Origin of the sequence: Rosistilla ulvae, assembly GCF_007741475.1 — a bacterium.
Taxonomy (GTDB): Bacteria; Planctomycetota; Planctomycetia; order Pirellulales; family Pirellulaceae; genus Rosistilla; species Rosistilla ulvae.
This window is the reverse complement of the sequence record NZ_CP036261.1, coordinates 2,141,558-2,157,995: the sequence shown is the minus strand read 5'-3', so window position 1 is coordinate 2,157,995 and position 16,438 is coordinate 2,141,558. Positions and strand designations below refer to the sequence as shown.

Sequence of the window (16,438 nt, the reverse complement as noted above, 5' to 3'; positions counted from 1 at the left end):
GTCGGGTGCAATGTATTTTACTCTCATCTTTTACGCACCCGTAGGATAGACTTAGCTTTTCAATCTTTTCCGACACAATTACGCGACCGTTCTGGGCCCCCGCCAATTCGCTGGTCGGCGGCCGATCGAGGATATTAACACATGGCCAGCAATGCGAGTGTATGGGGCATCGAAGTTGGACAGACAGCTTTAAAGGCCCTGCGCTGCGAAATCGAAGGGGGCGAAGTTGTCGCCAACGCATTCGATTACATCGAATACCCGAAGATCTTAAGCCACCCCGAAGCCGATCCCGAAGAACTGGTTCGCGATGCGCTGCAGCAGTTTTTGGAACGCAATGAAACCCGTGGCTATCGGGTTGCGGTCAGCGTGCCGGGACAGAGCGGTCTGTCGAAGTTCTTCAAGCCACCGCCCGTCGAAGCGAAGAAGGTCGGCGACATCGTCCGGTACGAAGCGCGGCAACAGATCCCGTTTGATCTCGATGACGTCGTCTGGGATTTCCAGATGATGCCTGGCAGCACGATCGAAGAAGGTTACGCGTTGGAGACCGAGGTTGGATTGTTCGCGATGAAACGCGATCAAGTCTACAAGCAACTGAAGCCTTTCGACGTTGCCGAACTGGAAGTCGATCTGATCCAATTGGCACCGATCGCGATGTACAACATGCTGGCCTACGACCGCATGAACGATCGCTTGGAGGCAAACGATTTCGACGTCGACAATCCGCCAAGCTCCACCGTGATGGTCTCGTTGGGAACCGATTCGACCGATCTGATCATCAGCAACGGTTTCCGGGTTTGGCAGCGAAGCATGCCGCTGGGTGGCAATCACTTCACGCGCCAATTGACCAAAGATCTGAAGATGACCTTCGCCAAGGCGGAGCATCTGAAACGGAACACCCGCGACGCTGAAGATCCCAAGTTGATCATTCAAACGATGCGGCCTGTGTTCAACGATCTGGTGACCGAGATCCAACGCTCGATCGGCTTCTTTCAATCGATCCACAAAGAAGCGACGATCGACAAACTGTTGTTGACCGGCAACACAGTCAAGTTGCCCGGGCTGGGACCGTATCTCGGCAAGAATCTCGGCTACACGTTGGAAGTGCTCGAAGGCTTCAATCGCCTGCAAGGTCCCGAAGTCCTCGCATCCCCGGTTTTCAAAGAGAACCAGTTTACCTTTGGCGTCTGCTATGGGCTGTGCCTGCAGGCATTGGGCCTGGGACCGATCGAAACCACCTTGGTCCCCAAGGAGATCCTGACCGATCGGATCATCCGCGCCAAAAAGCCTTGGGCGCTGGCATGTGCGGCAGCTCTAATGGCCGGTTTCGTCGGGCATTATTTGTTTGTGCAACGCGACTGGTCGGTCGTCCGCCAAGAGCGGTGGGATTCGGCACTATCGCAGTCGTCGCAGCCGCAATCGTATGCAACGACGCACAAGAGCACCGACAACGACTACATCAGCAAACTGGCGTATCTGAAAAACGTCGGCCAGGAACTCTCCGGAAACGGCGAGCGGCGGCTGATCTGGATCGAGTTTTTGACGATGCTCGATGGGTTGATGCCACATCACCCCGATTACGAATCGCCATCGCAATACCCCACGCCGTTGGAACTCCCTTATTCGAAGCGCCCCGATATCTACGTCGATTCGATCGAAACTCAATACTTCGATAACCTGGCCGATTGGTACTCCGAAAGCATCGCCGAGCGTTATCGCAGCGAAATGAGGAACTGGTTCCGGATCACGCGCGCCGACAATGCGACCAAAGAACAACAAGCCCAGTTCGCAGAGGAATTGACGGCGCTGACCGGTCCCGAAGGTCCCGGCTGGGTCATCGAACTCAAGGGTTTCCACTACTACAACGACATCATCGGTGAAGAGGGTGGTAACCATGTTCGTAAGTACCTCACCGAGCGTTTTTTAAACGGTTCGGTCAACATCCCGCTCTCCGATTCAAACAACTCGATCAGCCCCGAAACGTTCACCACCAAGGAGATGGGCATTTCGTATCCCCTGCTGCTGAGCGATCCCGGTTTGCAGGAGATGAAGATCCCCAACCCCGAATACGATGGACCAGCTCTTGCGCAAACCGGTGCGGGGGGCATGATTGCCGGAGCAGGACCAACCAGCACCAACGTGTTTGGCGAAGTAGAAGCCCGCCCGGCACCGAAAGACAAAGCCGCCGAGGATGCCGATCCCAAACAGCCCCCCTCGTTCGATGCAAAACGATATGAAGTTACGTTCCAGTTCTGCTGGCAACCAAAATCTCGATCGGTAAGACTGCAGTTGCGGGCCGAGGCGGCAGCCGAAGCAGCCGCTGCGGCAGCCGAAGAAGAAGCCGCAAACGAAGCGGCCGAACAAGCTCCAGAGATCTAACGGATCAAAGATTGAGCGGTTGGCGTTTCCGATCGCGCCGATCGAAATTGCATGCGATTCGAACAAAACACGATGTCCGACAGCGGGCACCCGCGTCCCCAATCCGAGCACTGAGTTATGGACAAGCTGAAAGAAAAATTTGGACCCGCGATCAAGTACGCCTTCTGGGGTGTCTGGGCGTTGGTGATGATCGTTTCGATCGCCATCTGGTGGGTCGCGACATCCTCCCTGATGGCGAACACCGAATCGCAGAAAACGGCGATCAATGGCGCCTACAGCACCCTGACTCAGATTCGCGGAACCGCCTCAACACACCCCAATCCCCATTCCCACACGGAAATGGAAAAGCGTGTCGACATCTTGCAGCAAGATGTTCTATCGGCGTGGCAGCGGCAGTGGGAATACCAAGAGAAAATTCTGGTCTGGCCAACCGAATTGAACATGCAAGGCAACAGTGACTTTGTCGATGCGTTCAGCAAATACCTGCCGATCGAAACGACGACCGAATTCCCGATGCCTGAGCTGGACGAAGTCGACCAATTACTGCGTCACCGTTACAAGCTGTACATCGAACGCCAATTGCCCGGCTTGGCAGAAATTGTCGGAGCCAAATGGACTGCCGACTTTCAAGCGGCATCCAATGCTGCCGGCATGGGAATGGGCATGGGAAGTGAGATGGGCATGGATATGGGCATGGACATGGGGATGGGAAGTCCGGGCGAAGGAGGGATGGGACCTCTGGTCAGCAAGGAACCCGACACCCTGGTCAAATGGTCGACTGGCAGCCAAGCGATGCTGTTGGAACAAGTCTTCCCCTGGCGAACCAAAGAAGCTCCGTCGACCCTGGATGTGCTCTATTCCCAGGAGGATCTGTGGGTCTTGAAGAACCTGCTGGAGATCATTTCGGCAGTCAATGGGAAAGCGACCAAACCGTTCCAGGCGACCATTCACGAGATCGTGGAAATCCAACTCGGACGCGCCGTCGCAGGGCGCGTTGGCCGTGTTTCTCGCGGCGCAGCGCAAATGGGTGGCGGCGATGGCATGGGCATGGGCATGGATATGGGCATGGGCATGGGAAGCGAGATGGGGATGGGCATGGACATGGGGATGGGCATGGACATGGGAATGGGGAGCGAAATGGGCATGGGCGGGGGGATGGAAGCTGTCGATCCAGCTGAAAACCGCTACGTGAATACCGCCTACGAACCGATCTCAGCCAGCGAACTGCGCTCGGCGATGGAGAGTCCCAGCCCAGAAAACGCTTTCTTGAACGTCGCCAAACGCTTGCCGGTCAAAATGACCTTGAAGATGGATCAACGCAAACTGCCCCAACTGCTGACCGCATGTGGTAACGCCCGCTTGATGGTCGAAGTCCGCCAGGTCCGAATCAACACCTCCGGCGGTGGCGGCAACGCTGCGGCGGGCGGAATGGGGATGGAGATGGGGGGCATGGGAATGGACGCGGGAGCCGGAATGGGCTTCGGCGACCTCGGCATGGGAGGATCGGAAATGGCTGGCGGGCCGATGCCCGGCGGGCGAGCCGACGATTTTCCATTCGATCTCCCGATCGAGGTCTATGGAGTGATCTACATCTACAACCCGCCCGATTTGGAAAAATTGGGCGTCGAAGAGGTCACGACCGAAACGGTCGTCAACGATCAATCGATCGGCGAGGCTCCCGCCGCGAGTGCCGTCGCAGCGAATGAACCTGCGGCGCCCGCGGCCGATCCAACGCCAGCGGCGGCGGCCGATCCAGCTGCGGCCCCGGCGGCCGCACCGCCAGCAGCTCCAGCAGAAAATCCTGCACCTGCTGTTGAGAATCCAGCACCAGCCGCAGCAGTCGCCGAGCCAGCCCCTGCAGAGAATCCAGCGGAAGCCGCGGCGCCAGCACCGGCAACCCCCTAGTTTCGCAACACCCCAGCGGGGCGATTGGAATTTCGCCCGCTATTGATACCCCACGACCAAACGACCGACGGCAGCAGTAAAAGGGAGATTTATTATGAAAGGCAAGATGGACGGCGACGCGATTAAAAAGTTCGCCATCAATCATGTGGAAAAGCTAGTTCTAGGACTGGTCGTTGGCGTGTTTGGGCTGTTGGTCTACAAGGGGCTGAGCATCGAACCATTTGCTGAAGCGAAAAGCCCCGACAACCTGACGTCGACAGCCAGTCAGGTGATGACGGAACTGGAATCCCCGCATTGGGAAGCTATCGAGAACGAAGAAACTCGTGTGGCGACGGTCAAATACGAAAAGAATGTCGAATTGAGCCGCGATTCGATCGACGCCGGGCTGCAATTCAAAGAGAAAGGATTCCCCAAGAGCCGCTCGAAAATCAAACGTCGCGATCCAGAAATCGATGCTCCTGAGTATGCCCCCCAAAACATTCAACTGGTTTCCGTCCTGGGAGCGTTCAGCCTGAATCCGCCCAATGGGACGCCCGATCCATTCGAAACGCTCGAAGATGCGCCCAAGATGGAGGTCGAAGAGGAGAAAAAGCCGAAGCGGCGCAAACCTCGTCGTGCACCTCGCGGAGGCGAAGGAAGCGCGATGTACGAAGGGATGATGGACAGCCCCGAAATGATGATGCCAGAGATGGGGGCGGGCGAAATGGGGATGGGAATGGGGGTAGGAGGTGCCACCATGGCCCGAAAGCTCGATCCCAAATACGACCGCGGTTTCCGTGGTGCCGGAATGGGGATGGGGATGGGAATTGAAATGGGCGGCGGAATAGGAGGCCAACGCGGCAATACTGCCCAAAGGCCGATCGCTTACACCCATCAATTCATTGCCGGTACTGCGGTAATGCCCAATGAACTGTTGAACGATGCGTTCCAAAGTGCGTTGGGCGATGCGACTGGATTCGATCCCCGCCGCGATCGCCCCCGTTACATCGCGTTCCGCGTTATTCGCGCCGATGTTACCAACCGCGAGGTCGATGCGTTGGAAGAGCCCGACGATGCCAAAATCTTGGCCGGCGAAGGGGACTGGGTCGTCACCACCAGCAACAACTTCATGAATAACATGTACGTGAAGCACTGGGCCGGATTTGCTCCCGAAGTCATCTCGCCCGAATATATGGATTCGGTTTTGACGATGCCGATTCCGCCACTGTTGATTCAAGACTATATGAAATTTGCAGTCCATCCCCAGGTGCCGCTGGCAGGGCAGAAAAAGCGTGATGGCAGAGAAGTTACCGAAGAAGTTGTCGAAGAGAATGTGGACATCACCGGTCCCGCTACCGGCACCCGTCTCGACCTGAACTCGCTTCAAAACAGAGGCGCCGGCGCCCGACGAGGCCCGGGTGGCATGGGCAGCATGGGAGCCGAAGGGATGATGGATTCTGAAATGATGATGGGATCCGAGGGGATGATGGGGTCCGAAATGATGATGGGATCCGAAGGGATGATGGGATCCGAAATGATGATGGGTCCAGGCGGGATGATGGGTTCGACCGTCGTCGTCGCGTCGGAATACAAATTGATTCGGTTCTACGATTTCCGCGATAGCCCACGCCGGAACAAGTTTGGGCCTCAACCGGGGCGCAAGTACGTCTACCGGATCCAAGTGGCGATCGAAGATCCCAACTATCCACTCAACGGTCGGTTTGCACCGCCACTGAAAACCCTCGATGCCGATGCGCTCGAACGGATTCAAAAACGAACGGCTGAGGATGCAGTCCTCACCAAGCAACAGGGTTCGACATACCGCACCGGGTATCTCTGGTCTGCTTGGAGCGAACCGAGCCCACCAGCATCGCTCCCCGAGCTTTCGTGGTTCGCTGGCGGACTGACCAAACCCGAAACGACGACGACTCTGGAGGGCAAGACCTTCCAGAAATCGCCGCCAACGGCCGACATCGTCTCGGTCAATTGGGACTGGGGATTTGCAACCGAACGGACAGCCCAGTTCGAAGCGGCAACCCGCGGTTCGATTTTGGATAAAACCTCGTTCACCGACGAGATCGTCAATCCATCGACGCTGGAGATCAAACAGCTTGAAAATGCGTCGGTGAAGTCGCGCGGAGTGTTGATCGATATCGCCGGGGGCGAAAATCTTGCCGTCCTGGACGACGAGGAAGAACCGATGCTGGCCCCTGGTAAAATGCTGCTGTTCGATGAACAGGGAGGCCTCGTCGTGCAACACGAAATCGAGGATGCCTTCCGTTTCCGCCGCTATACGTTTGCCGACGAACGGGAAAAACTTCTCAAGGCAAAAGCCGCCAGCACCGTCCCCGAAATGGGCATGGGCGAAGGCGCCATGCCCGAGTTCTCCTTTGGCGGCGAATAATACGCCAAAGGATTCGAAGTCCTCGTCGCGTCGCGGATCAGTCCGCCGCGACGGCGGCAGCGGCGGGAATCATTTCGAACGTATAGTCCGAACCGGCAAAGTCGACGCGGACCGCAGATCCAGGTTCGAATTGATTCTTTAGCAACTCGGTTGCTAGCCGATTTTCGAGGCTGCGTTGAATCTCTCGCTTCAACGGTCGCGCCCCATAGGTCGGATCGAAGCCCCGGTCGGCGATCGCGTCGACCGCTGCATCGGTCACCTCTAACCCAATCTCGTTGGCTGCCAATCGCGCGGCCAACGCGTCCAATTGGATGCGAACAATCTTGCGGATCTGTTCCAGCCGCAACGGGTGGAAGACAATCGTATCGTCGATACGGTTCAAAAACTCGGGCAGGAAGCGAGCCTTCAACGCCTCTTGAACCGCTTCTTCCAAGTTGGCGTCCGAACCGCCAGCCGATGCGACCTGTTGAATCGCCTGACTGCCGACGTTGCTTGTCATCACGATCACCGTGTTGGCAAAATCGACTGTCCGACCTTGGCCATCGGTTAAGCGACCATCGTCGAGAACTTGCAACAGCACATTAAAGACGTCGGGGTGTGCTTTCTCCATCTCGTCCAACAAGATCACGCAATACGGGCGCCGGCGGACCGCTTCGGTCAACTTACCTCCCTCCTCGTAGCCGACATATCCCGGAGGGGCTCCGATCAATCGGCTGACACTATGTCGCTCCATGAACTCGCTCATATCCAACCGCACCATCGCGTTGGGGTCGTCGAACATGATCCGCGCCAATGCTTTGCAGAGCTCGGTTTTCCCAACACCCGTCGGGCCCAGGAACAGGAACGAACCGATCGGTCGGTGTGGATCTTGCAGACCGCTGCGGCTGCGCCGGACGGCGTTGGCCACCGCCGCGACGGCGGCATCTTGTCCAACGACCTGTTGATGCAAACGCTCTTCCATCACCAACAGTTTTGCCCGTTCGGTTTCCAACATCCGTTGGACTGGAATCCCCGTCCATGCGCTCACCACTTCGGCGATCTCTTCATCGGTAACATCCTGTCGCAACAGACGTCTAGCGCCATGCGTTGGATCGTCCGCCGAGACCTCTGTCTGCGACTGTGCCTCGGCTTGCTGTTCGGCCCGAGCGGTCAATTCGCTGCGGCGTTTATCCAATTCATACAGCTGTTGGAACTCGGTTTCCGAAACCGCTTCGCCACTGGACTGTTTGCGTCGGATCTCACCGTCCAAAGTACGGAACTCATGATCGACCTCGTCGATCTGTTTGCGAATGCTCTGCACATCGTCGAGCCCCAGCTTTTCGGCTTCCCATTGTTCGCGAAGCGATGCAAGTTCCGCCTTTTGCTGCTGCATCTCTGCATTCACCTCGTTCAACCGCGTCCGCGCCGACGCGTCCTCTTCGCGTTCGAGCTGGCGAGCGGCGAGTTCCAATTGACGCAAGCGTCGTTGGACCTCGTCGATCGGTTCGGGAACACTTTCCTTTTCCATCGCCAACCGGCTGGCCGCTTCGTCAACCAGATCGATCGCCTTATCGGGCAAGAAGCGATCGGCGATGTAGCGATGCGATAACTTCGCTGCCGCGACCAATGCCGAATCGGTGATCCGCACGCCGTGGTGCGCCTCGTAGCGAGGTTTTAAACCACGCAGGATCGCGATCGTATCTTCGACATTGGGTTCGTTGACGAAGACGGGCTGAAAACGCCGCTCTAGCGCTGCATCTTTTTCGATATGCTGGCGATATTCGTCCAGCGTCGTCGCACCGATACAACGCAACGAACCGCGAGCCAATTCGGGTTTCAGCAAGTTCGCGGCATCCGCCGATCCCTCCGCTTTCCCCGCTCCCACGACCAGATGCAATTCATCGATAAACAGGATCACGCTGCCAGCGCTCTCTTTGACCTCCCGCAAAACCGACTTCAACCGCTCCTCAAAGTCCCCTCGGAACTTGGCACCAGCGACCAATGCCCCCATATCCAACGAGATCACCCGTTTGTCCTTGAGGCTGCTGGGGACATCGCCTTCGACGATTCGCAGCGCTAACCCTTCGGCGATCGCCGTTTTCCCGACCCCCGGCTGACCGATCAACACCGGGTTGTTTTTCGTTCGTCGCGAGAGGACCTGGATCACGCGGCGAATCTCCGAATCGCGACCGATCACCGGATCCAATTTGCCTTGGACCGCCAGTTGCACCAGATCGATGCCATATTTTTCCAACGCCTGGTAACTATCCTCGGCATTCTGGTCGGTGACCCGTGCGGTACCGCGAACCTGTTTCAGGGCCGCCAACACGTCGTCGGTGCCGACGCCAACCAGCTGCAGCAGATTTTTCGCTTTCCCCTCGGTATCGGTCATCGCAAGCAACAAATGCTCGCTGCTGACGTATTCGTCTTTCATCGTCTCGGCGCGTCGCGCTGCGGCTTCGAACGCCTTTTGCAGCTCGGGACCGACGCTCGCCTGCCGACCGCCGGAACTCTTGGGTAACCTCCCCAACTCTCCCGCGACCATCTCCGTCAATTGGTCGAGATCGACGCCAATCTTTTGCAACATCGGGCGAACGATTCCCTGTCCGGTATCGAGCATGCTCGACAGTAGATGCAGCGGAGTGATCTCCGGGTTGCCGGCCTCGGTCGCCAATCCCTGGGCTTGGCTGACCGCTTCCTGAGACTTGTGTGTCAGTTTGTCAAATCGAAATGCCATGTTCTACGCTCCTGTTCTTGAGAGAGTCCGGCCAGCCGGAAGATCGACGGCCCGAGGTTGGTACCGAAAAGGCCGCCGCGAGGGCTGCGAAATAGTGTTGAGCGGTGATTCACTTGCGATCAGCGCACGAAAAAGCCACAGCCGTTGAAGACACGCTTGCAACCGATTGGTCACTATCGCGTGTTGGAATAATCGTCTGTGGCCCGCGTTAAAATCGCCGGTCGGATCGAACCGACCGGCGATCGATAATCTAAAGACCGATTACTTGTCTTTCACTTCGAACTCCGCATCGATTGCATCGTCGTCCGCGCTGGCGGTTGGTTCGGCATCGCCGCCTCCGGCTGCTGCAGCGCCATCCGCGCCCGTCTTTTCGTAAAGCACCTTGCTGAATGCCTGCCAAGCTTGCTCCAATTCGCCGGTAACCGAAGTGATCGCCGCCGCATCTTCGCCAGCGACTGCATCGCGAACCTTTTTGATCACCGCGTTCATCGGCTCCTTGTCCGCATCGGTCAGCTTCTCCTCGTTCTCCTTGAGCTGCTTTTCCGATTCGTGGATCAGGCTGTTTGCTTTGTTACGAGCTTCCGCCAATTCAAACAGCTTGCGATCTTCATCGGCATGCTCTTCGGCATCCTTTTTCATGCGTTCGATCTCGGTATCGTCCAGGCCGCCCGATTCTTCGATCCGCACGTTGGCTTCCTTACCGGAATTCAAATCCTTCGCGCTGACATTCAGAATACCGTTCTGGTCGATGTCGAACTTGACTTCGATCTGAGGCATGCCGCGAGGTTGTGGCGGGATCCCTTCGAGGTTGAAATCGCCCAGCAAGCGGTTTTGTGCCGCCATCTTGCGTTCGCCCTGGAAAACACGAACCGTGACAGCGGTCTGGTTGTCCGCAGCGGTGCTGAACGTGTTCTTCTTTTCCACCGGAATCGTCGTATTGCGTTCGACCAACGGCGTCATCACGCCACCTTCGGTTTCGATCCCCAGAGTCAGCGGGCAGACATCCAGCAGCAACACGTCAGTACGATCGCCAGCCAAAACGCTACCTTGGATCGCCGCTCCAATCGCCACAACTTCGTCAGGGTTCACGCCCTGATGAGGCTCTTTACCGAAGATCTCTTTGACGACTTCGCGAACCTTGGGAACGCGTGTGCTACCACCGACCAAAACGATCTCGTCGATATCGCTCGGTTTCATGCCGGCGTCTTCGAGCGCTTGCAAGACCGGTTTGCGACATCGCTGAATCATGTCGGCGATCAATTCTTCAAACTTCGCCCGCGTGACCTTTTTCGTCAGGTGCTTCGGACCGCTTTGATCCATCGTGATAAAGGGCAGGTTGATGTCGGTCTCTGGCAGCGAACTGAGTTCCTTCTTCGCCTTTTCGCAAGCTTCTTGCAAACGCTGCAATGCCATCGGATCGTTCCGCAGATCGATTCCGTTTTCCTTCTTGAACTCACCGGCAACGTAACCGATCAAGGCTTCGTCGAAGTCATCGCCACCAAGGTGCGTGTCGCCACTGGTGCTGACCACTTGGAAGACGCGGCTGGAGCTTTCCTCGTCGCCGGAATCGGCAACTTCCAAAACCGATACGTCAAACGTACCGCCACCGAGATCGAAGACGATGATCTTTTCATCCTTCTTCTTGTCCAAGCCGTACGCAAGTGCCGCCGCGGTCGGTTCGTTGATGATTCGCATCACCTCGAGTCCCGCGATCTGGCCCGCATCTTTGGTCGCTTGGCGTTGGCTGTCGTTGAAGTACGCCGGAACGGTGACAACCGCTTTGTTGACCTTGTGGCCGAGGTACGATTCGGCAGCTTCTTTGAGCTTGCGAAGCACCTTGGCCGAAATTTCTTGCGGCGTATATTCCTTGTCCCCAACCTTGATCTTGACGAATTCCGACTCCGCACCGGTCACTTCGTACGGTACGATCTTCTCTTCGCTGTGGACTTCGTCGTGTCGACGGCCGATAAATCGCTTGGCCGAATAGATTGTTCGCGTTGGGTTGGTGACCGCCTGGCGACGCGCAGGTTCGCCGACAATCGTTTCTGCTTTGTCGGTAAACGCGACCACGCTGGGGGTCAAACGGTTGCCTTCCGCATTGGGAATCACCTTGGGGTCGTTACCTTCCATAATGGCAACGACGCTGTTGGTGGTTCCCAAGTCGATACCAATAATTTTTTCGCCTTGTGCCATGGAATCTCTCCTCCAGTCATATCGTCAAAATTTTAGTCTATTCGCTATCCGGGAAATCGCTCAGCATCTTGCGTTTGCTGTCGTTCCGGCTCTCGTTCGGTTGGCGACATGATTGGCCGTCACGCGAACAAATGTTGGTAAATGCAAAGGCCGTGCCAGAAACAAACACCCGCTTCCAAAAAACGGCATTTCATGTACGTTTCGGTAGGTCTAGCATCGTTTTTTCGCCTGGTAAGGCGATTATTCGTGGCCAACCGCAGTTGCAATTTGACTTTTGATGTCGTTTCGGCTTCGATGGGCATTGCGTTGCCGGTCAAAATGACAGACCTCGCCCGAACGACTTTTGCTGTGCTGCGGGACGATCCTCGACTCAGCCATCCTGACACCCCCGAAGAGCAATCCCCCTATGGCCGGCGATTCCGAACGTCTAATGGAGATCGATCGCGCGATCCTCGATCTCGTCGCGCAACGCGTCCATCTGTTGCGGGGGGCTAACACAAACGCCCCGGTCGAGGAGCTTGGTGCTCGGATCGGCCCCTCGGTCAGCGAAGTCGCCACCGCAGCGCGGATCGATGCCGAACGGTTGACGATGCTGATGCGGCACGTTGCCAGCCTGTCGAACGCCGAGCTGGAAACCGGCCGGATCGCCTACCTCGGCCCACAACACAGCTACAGCCACCTCGCCGCGATCAAATACTTTGGCGACGCGGCGCTGCTGACTCCCGAATCGACGATCGCCGCCGTCTTTGATGCCGTCGTTCGCGGCCAGGCGACGATGGGAATCGTGCCTGTCGAAAATTCGACCGATGGACGGGTCGTCGATACGCTGGGGATGTTCGTGCAAACGCCAGTGAACATCTGCGGCGAAGTCCTGCTGCCGATTCACCACTATCTGCTCAGCCGCACGCCGCGCGATCAGATCGTCGAGATCTACAGCAAACCGCAGGCGCTGTCGCAATGTCGCGGTTGGTTGGCCCAGCACATGCCCAACGCCCAACTGAAGGAGTTGTCGAGCACAGCGGCGGCAGCCAAACTGGCCGCCGAAAATCCGGGTGTCGCTGCGATCGCAAGCGAAGCAGCCGGGCGCGAGTATGGCCTGAACGTGATCGCCGCTAGTATCGAAGACAATCCCAACAATGTCACGCGGTTCGCCGTCTTAGGCGAACGCGAGCCGGAATCGAGCGGCGACGACAAAACCGCGTTGGTGTTGCAGATCATCCATCGCCCCGGCGCACTAGCCGACGTGATGAACGTTTTCAAAAAACACAATCTGAATCTGACCTGGATCGAATCGTATCCGATGCCCGCCGGCCCCAATGAGTATCTGTTTTTTGTCGAACTGGAAGGCCATAAGCATGACGCTCCCGTGATGAAGGCGATCGAAGACCTCGAAGCCTTGACGATTCGCCGCGATATCCTTGGGTCATACCCCAAGGACCGCAGTCGCAGCTAACGCTGAAGTCGTCGCGAAACGACGTCCACCGCAGCGCGGCTCAAGCCGCACTGTCGATGCCAAGGGGCTCTACCACTTCAGCCCAAACTTGGCTCCGCCCGCGTCGGCATCCTTACCACCCTTGAGCGGACCGACGTGACGTTTCTTGATGTACGGCTCGGGAGCTGGTTCGTCAATCTCCGCCGCAGCCTCTTCGGCCTTCTCTTTTTCGGTCTGCGGTTTGACCTGTGTCGCTTTCAACGACAACCCGATCCGCTGCGAATCGGCGTCGACTGAAAGGATCTTGACCTCGATTTCATCCCCGACCTTCACCACGTTGTCGACTTTAAAGACGCGATGGTGGGCGAGTTCCGAAATGTGGATCAACCCTTCGATTCCGGTCCCCAAACGAACAAAGGCCCCAAAATCGGTTGTTCGGGTGACCGTGCCGGTAACCGTCGATCCGATCGGGAATTTCGAGTCGATATCGTCCCACGGTTGCTCGATCAGATCGCGATACGAGAGTCCAATCTTGCCCGTGTTCTCGTCGATTTTGTCGATTCGAACCTTGACCTTTTGCCCCGCTTCGATGACTTCGCTGGGGTGTTTGATCCGATCCCAGCTGAGCTTGCTGATATGGATCAGTCCTTCGACTCCTCCCAGATCGACAAAGGCACCGAAGTCCAGGACGTTTCGCACGGTCCCTTCCAAGACGTCGCCGACGGCGATCTTGGCCATCTGTTCTACACGCCGCTCCTCGCGTTCCCGTTCTAGGATCGCGCGGTGGCTGAGTACCAAGTTCTTGCGACGCGGGTTGCATTCGTTGACGACGCAAAGCAGTTTCTTGTCGACATATTCCGCCGCATCTTCGATCCGAAACTCCGACAACTGGCTGATCGGAATAAAACCGCGAATCGATCCTACTTTGACATCGACGCCGCCGTTGCAGACCGATTCGACGTAAGCTTCGACCACGTCCCCTTCCTCGAGTTCATCCCAATCGCTGGCGTCGAGAGCCTGGCCTGGCAGGGCCAGCATGAACATGCCATCGTCGTTGCTAAAACCGCGAACGATGACTTCAACCGAGGCACCGATCTCGGGCTCTTCTTTAAATTGTTCAAACGCGACCGAACCTTCGTCGGGTCCCCCCAACGAAACGAAAACGGCATCGACGCTCTTCTTAATCACTTTTGCCTGCACCCGCTGGCCTTCGACAAGCGCTTCGCGCATCGGCATTCCAGCTTGGCCACCGAGAATCTCTTCGAGTCCCGAACCGGCCAGTTCGCGAGCGAGCATCTCTTCGAGGTCGTCCGACAGCGGAGCGCGTTTGCTGGGGACCACGATCTGCGGCTTCGGCGGCGGAACGATCTGTTTACCGCGTGGCGGATGCTTATCTTTCCCTTCCTTTTTCCCCTTCGCTGGCTTTTCCGTTCCGCTCGCTGCGTCGGCCTTAGCCCCTTGACCTGCGGCGGCGGCTTTCATCGGACGCTGTGGAACGGGAGGTGGCGAACCGGGGCGTCCAGCCGATGGGGGCGGAGAGCTTGGCCCGTTGCTTGGTTGTCGCCGCGCCAGCGGTCCGCTGGGTCGCCCGGCCAGCGCCCCATTGCCTGGCTTCGCCGGCTTGGCATCCGATGCAGCTGACAATGCCGCAGCGGCGTCGGACAGCGTCGCATCGTCGGCGGCAACAGCTGGCGCCGCTTCGGTCGCGGGATCGCTTGGAGGTTGTGCATCGGCTGCAAGGGATTGCGGCGGAACAGCGTTTTCAAGATTTTCAGCGTTAGATTCGTTCATCAATCAGACCGATTAAGCACAGATTCAAACAAGAGGGAGTTAGGATGTTGCGCGTGTCGCCCCGCGGCAACGATTTCGACTCGAGCGTCGAAAACAGCGGGACTCAAAGTGGCGCAGACATTAAGGTTCAAGCGTTGGATTCTACCATAAAGAAGGCTTGCGGCTAGGATCATAACCGCCAACAGCCGTCAACTCGGGGTGCAAATAACTCGTCTTGGCAGGTTATTCCGCCAACACCCGCGTCAGTTTCTCGCGAATGATCGCTTCGCAGCCTCGACCGACCCAACGCCAGCTGTGGCCGAAGCCTTCGTCGAAAGCCTGTTTGGTGGGGATGTACCCGGTCCAGCTTTCGCCAAATCCAACCGCCATCACAAACGAATCGGGCCGCAAACGTTGAGCCATCAACTGATATTCGACAAACGATTCCCCCGGCATCAGAACGATTTGAGCAATCCCTAAATCCAGGCATGGCAGATCGATCGGCTGACCGCTTTCGATTCGATTCAACGAACTCAACCCCATCGCGGCCAAGATCCGATCGCGTTGGCTCGCATTGTCGTCGCGCAACATCGCCGTCATCGCATCGCGCGAAAACTCCTCGCCTTCGTGAAACGGCAACTGGAACGTTTCGCAGCGGAAGCCGTATTCGGAGATCGGTTGTGGCTGGGCCTCCGCCGCGGCGGCGACCATCGCCTGATACAGTCGGTCGGCTAGGATGCCACGTGTGGCTGGCGCTCCATCGTTATATTTCCCCGCGGTCACGTCACCGCTGCAACCGGTCATGTAGATCTGCATGCTGCCATCGGTCTCCACCTGCCGCCGTCGCCGGGCCATTCCGACGAAATCGGCCGTCACGCCTCCGCGTCCGTAATAGCTCATCGGATGCGTCGCATACGATGTAAGCACCGCCAGTTCGCGGTCCTTGTTATAAAAATGAATCGATTTCAAGAACGGATCGATCGCCCCTTCATCCGCTTTCACCTGAGGCGAATCGGGTCGCATGCTGCTGCCGCGGTCGTAACCGACCCTGCCGTCGGGATATTCGACTCGCCGCGTCGATGCAATCCGATCGACCTTCGCCTGACTGGCGGCAACATGGGTTAGCGGTTGGGCGACAGCGATCGCCTTCCGAACCGCCTCGGCCACGCGAGCGATGCAGTCGGCGTGGAAAGCGACATCGTATAATTCCCCCTGCAGACCGACGCTGTCCAATAACGCTTGAGCGCCGCTGTCGGTGACCGGTGCGTCGTGCTGATGCAACGCGCAAACGAGCACTCGATTGCGGACCGTCCCGGCCGCTTCGGCAAGTTGATCGCGCCACTGGTCGTACGCTCCGTTGCGGACCTCACACCAATCCAATGCCACCAAGACAACCGGCTTGCCCGCCCCCAACAAAACCATCCCACGGGCTTCCAGAGGGTCTTCGATCCGCAGCGCTTTGGTTGGCAAGATCCCCATGCAACGATGCCCCAGCGGGATCGTGATGTCTTCGGAAAACGTTGCCAACCGCAAACCGGTTGGCTCGACGGCAAAAACGGCACTGCTCAAGGCGAGCCACAACACAAAGGAAGACCGGAACATAGATTTGCTCATCGCAAAGGTGGGAGAGGATTTAGAGGAGGTGGGATTTCGTGGAGGAAAG

Annotated in this window: 8 protein-coding genes; 4 read left to right on the top strand and 4 right to left on the bottom strand. The window is 57.4% G+C overall.

Features of this window, described 5'->3' with window-relative positions:
• Window positions 1-141: 141 nt before the first annotated feature.
• From pilM to EC9_RS07815, 3 genes are all read left to right on the top strand, one after another.
• Window positions 142-2,376, top strand: a complete 2,235-nt coding sequence (gene pilM / locus EC9_RS07830; RefSeq protein WP_145343826.1) for a type IV pilus assembly protein PilM — start codon at window positions 142-144, stop codon at window positions 2,374-2,376.
• Window positions 2,377-2,493: 117 nt separating this feature from the next.
• Window positions 2,494-4,281, top strand: coding sequence for a hypothetical protein (locus EC9_RS26420; protein WP_218934666.1), 1,788 nt, complete (start codon window positions 2,494-2,496; stop codon window positions 4,279-4,281).
• A 94-nt stretch (window positions 4,282-4,375) separates the two neighbouring features.
• Window positions 4,376-6,664 carry a hypothetical protein gene (locus EC9_RS07815; protein ID WP_145343824.1) on the top strand — a complete coding sequence of 763 codons (2,289 nt, stop codon included), beginning with the start codon at window positions 4,376-4,378 and terminating at the stop codon, window positions 6,662-6,664.
• A gap of 37 nt (window positions 6,665-6,701) precedes the next feature.
• On the opposite strand, the gene clpB is transcribed toward EC9_RS07815, so the two are convergent.
• Together clpB and dnaK are read right to left on the bottom strand one after the other, a co-directional pair.
• The gene (gene clpB / locus EC9_RS07810) at window positions 6,702-9,380 is read right to left on the bottom strand and encodes an ATP-dependent chaperone ClpB (RefSeq protein ID WP_145343823.1); all 2,679 of its coding nucleotides are present in this window, start codon (window positions 9,378-9,380) and stop codon (window positions 6,702-6,704) included.
• 261 nt (window positions 9,381-9,641) lie between these two features.
• The gene (gene dnaK / locus EC9_RS07805) at window positions 9,642-11,573 is read right to left on the bottom strand and encodes a molecular chaperone DnaK (RefSeq protein ID WP_145343821.1); all 1,932 of its coding nucleotides are present in this window, start codon (window positions 11,571-11,573) and stop codon (window positions 9,642-9,644) included.
• Window positions 11,574-11,979: 406 nt separating this feature from the next.
• Between dnaK and pheA the strand changes: the two genes are divergently transcribed.
• Window positions 11,980-13,026 carry a prephenate dehydratase gene (gene pheA / locus EC9_RS07800; protein ID WP_145343819.1) on the top strand — a complete coding sequence of 349 codons (1,047 nt, stop codon included), beginning with the start codon at window positions 11,980-11,982 and terminating at the stop codon, window positions 13,024-13,026.
• A gap of 69 nt (window positions 13,027-13,095) precedes the next feature.
• On the opposite strand, the gene EC9_RS07795 is transcribed toward pheA, so the two are convergent.
• Together EC9_RS07795 and EC9_RS07790 are read right to left on the bottom strand one after the other, a co-directional pair.
• On the bottom strand, window positions 13,096-14,796 hold the full coding sequence (locus tag EC9_RS07795; RefSeq protein WP_246106010.1) for a 30S ribosomal protein S1: 1,701 nt from the start codon (window positions 14,794-14,796) through the stop codon (window positions 13,096-13,098).
• A gap of 222 nt (window positions 14,797-15,018) precedes the next feature.
• The gene (locus tag EC9_RS07790) at window positions 15,019-16,377 is read right to left on the bottom strand and encodes a hypothetical protein (protein WP_145343817.1); all 1,359 of its coding nucleotides are present in this window, start codon (window positions 16,375-16,377) and stop codon (window positions 15,019-15,021) included.
• Window positions 16,378-16,438: the final 61 nt, after the last annotated feature.

Coding starts and splice junctions, on each gene's coding strand:
- pilM (WP_145343826.1), top strand. CDS start 142: ATGGCCAGCAATGCGAGTGTATGGGGCATCGAAGTTGGACAGACAGCT.
- EC9_RS26420 (WP_218934666.1), top strand. CDS start 2,494: ATGGACAAGCTGAAAGAAAAATTTGGACCCGCGATCAAGTACGCCTTC.
- EC9_RS07815 (WP_145343824.1), top strand. CDS start 4,376: ATGAAAGGCAAGATGGACGGCGACGCGATTAAAAAGTTCGCCATCAAT.
- clpB (WP_145343823.1), bottom strand. CDS start 9,380: ATGGCATTTCGATTTGACAAACTGACACACAAGTCTCAGGAAGCGGTC.
- dnaK (WP_145343821.1), bottom strand. CDS start 11,573: ATGGCACAAGGCGAAAAAATTATTGGTATCGACTTGGGAACCACCAAC.
- pheA (WP_145343819.1), top strand. CDS start 11,980: ATGGCCGGCGATTCCGAACGTCTAATGGAGATCGATCGCGCGATCCTC.
- EC9_RS07795 (WP_246106010.1), bottom strand. CDS start 14,796: ATGAACGAATCTAACGCTGAAAATCTTGAAAACGCTGTTCCGCCGCAA.
- EC9_RS07790 (WP_145343817.1), bottom strand. CDS start 16,377: ATGTTCCGGTCTTCCTTTGTGTTGTGGCTCGCCTTGAGCAGTGCCGTT.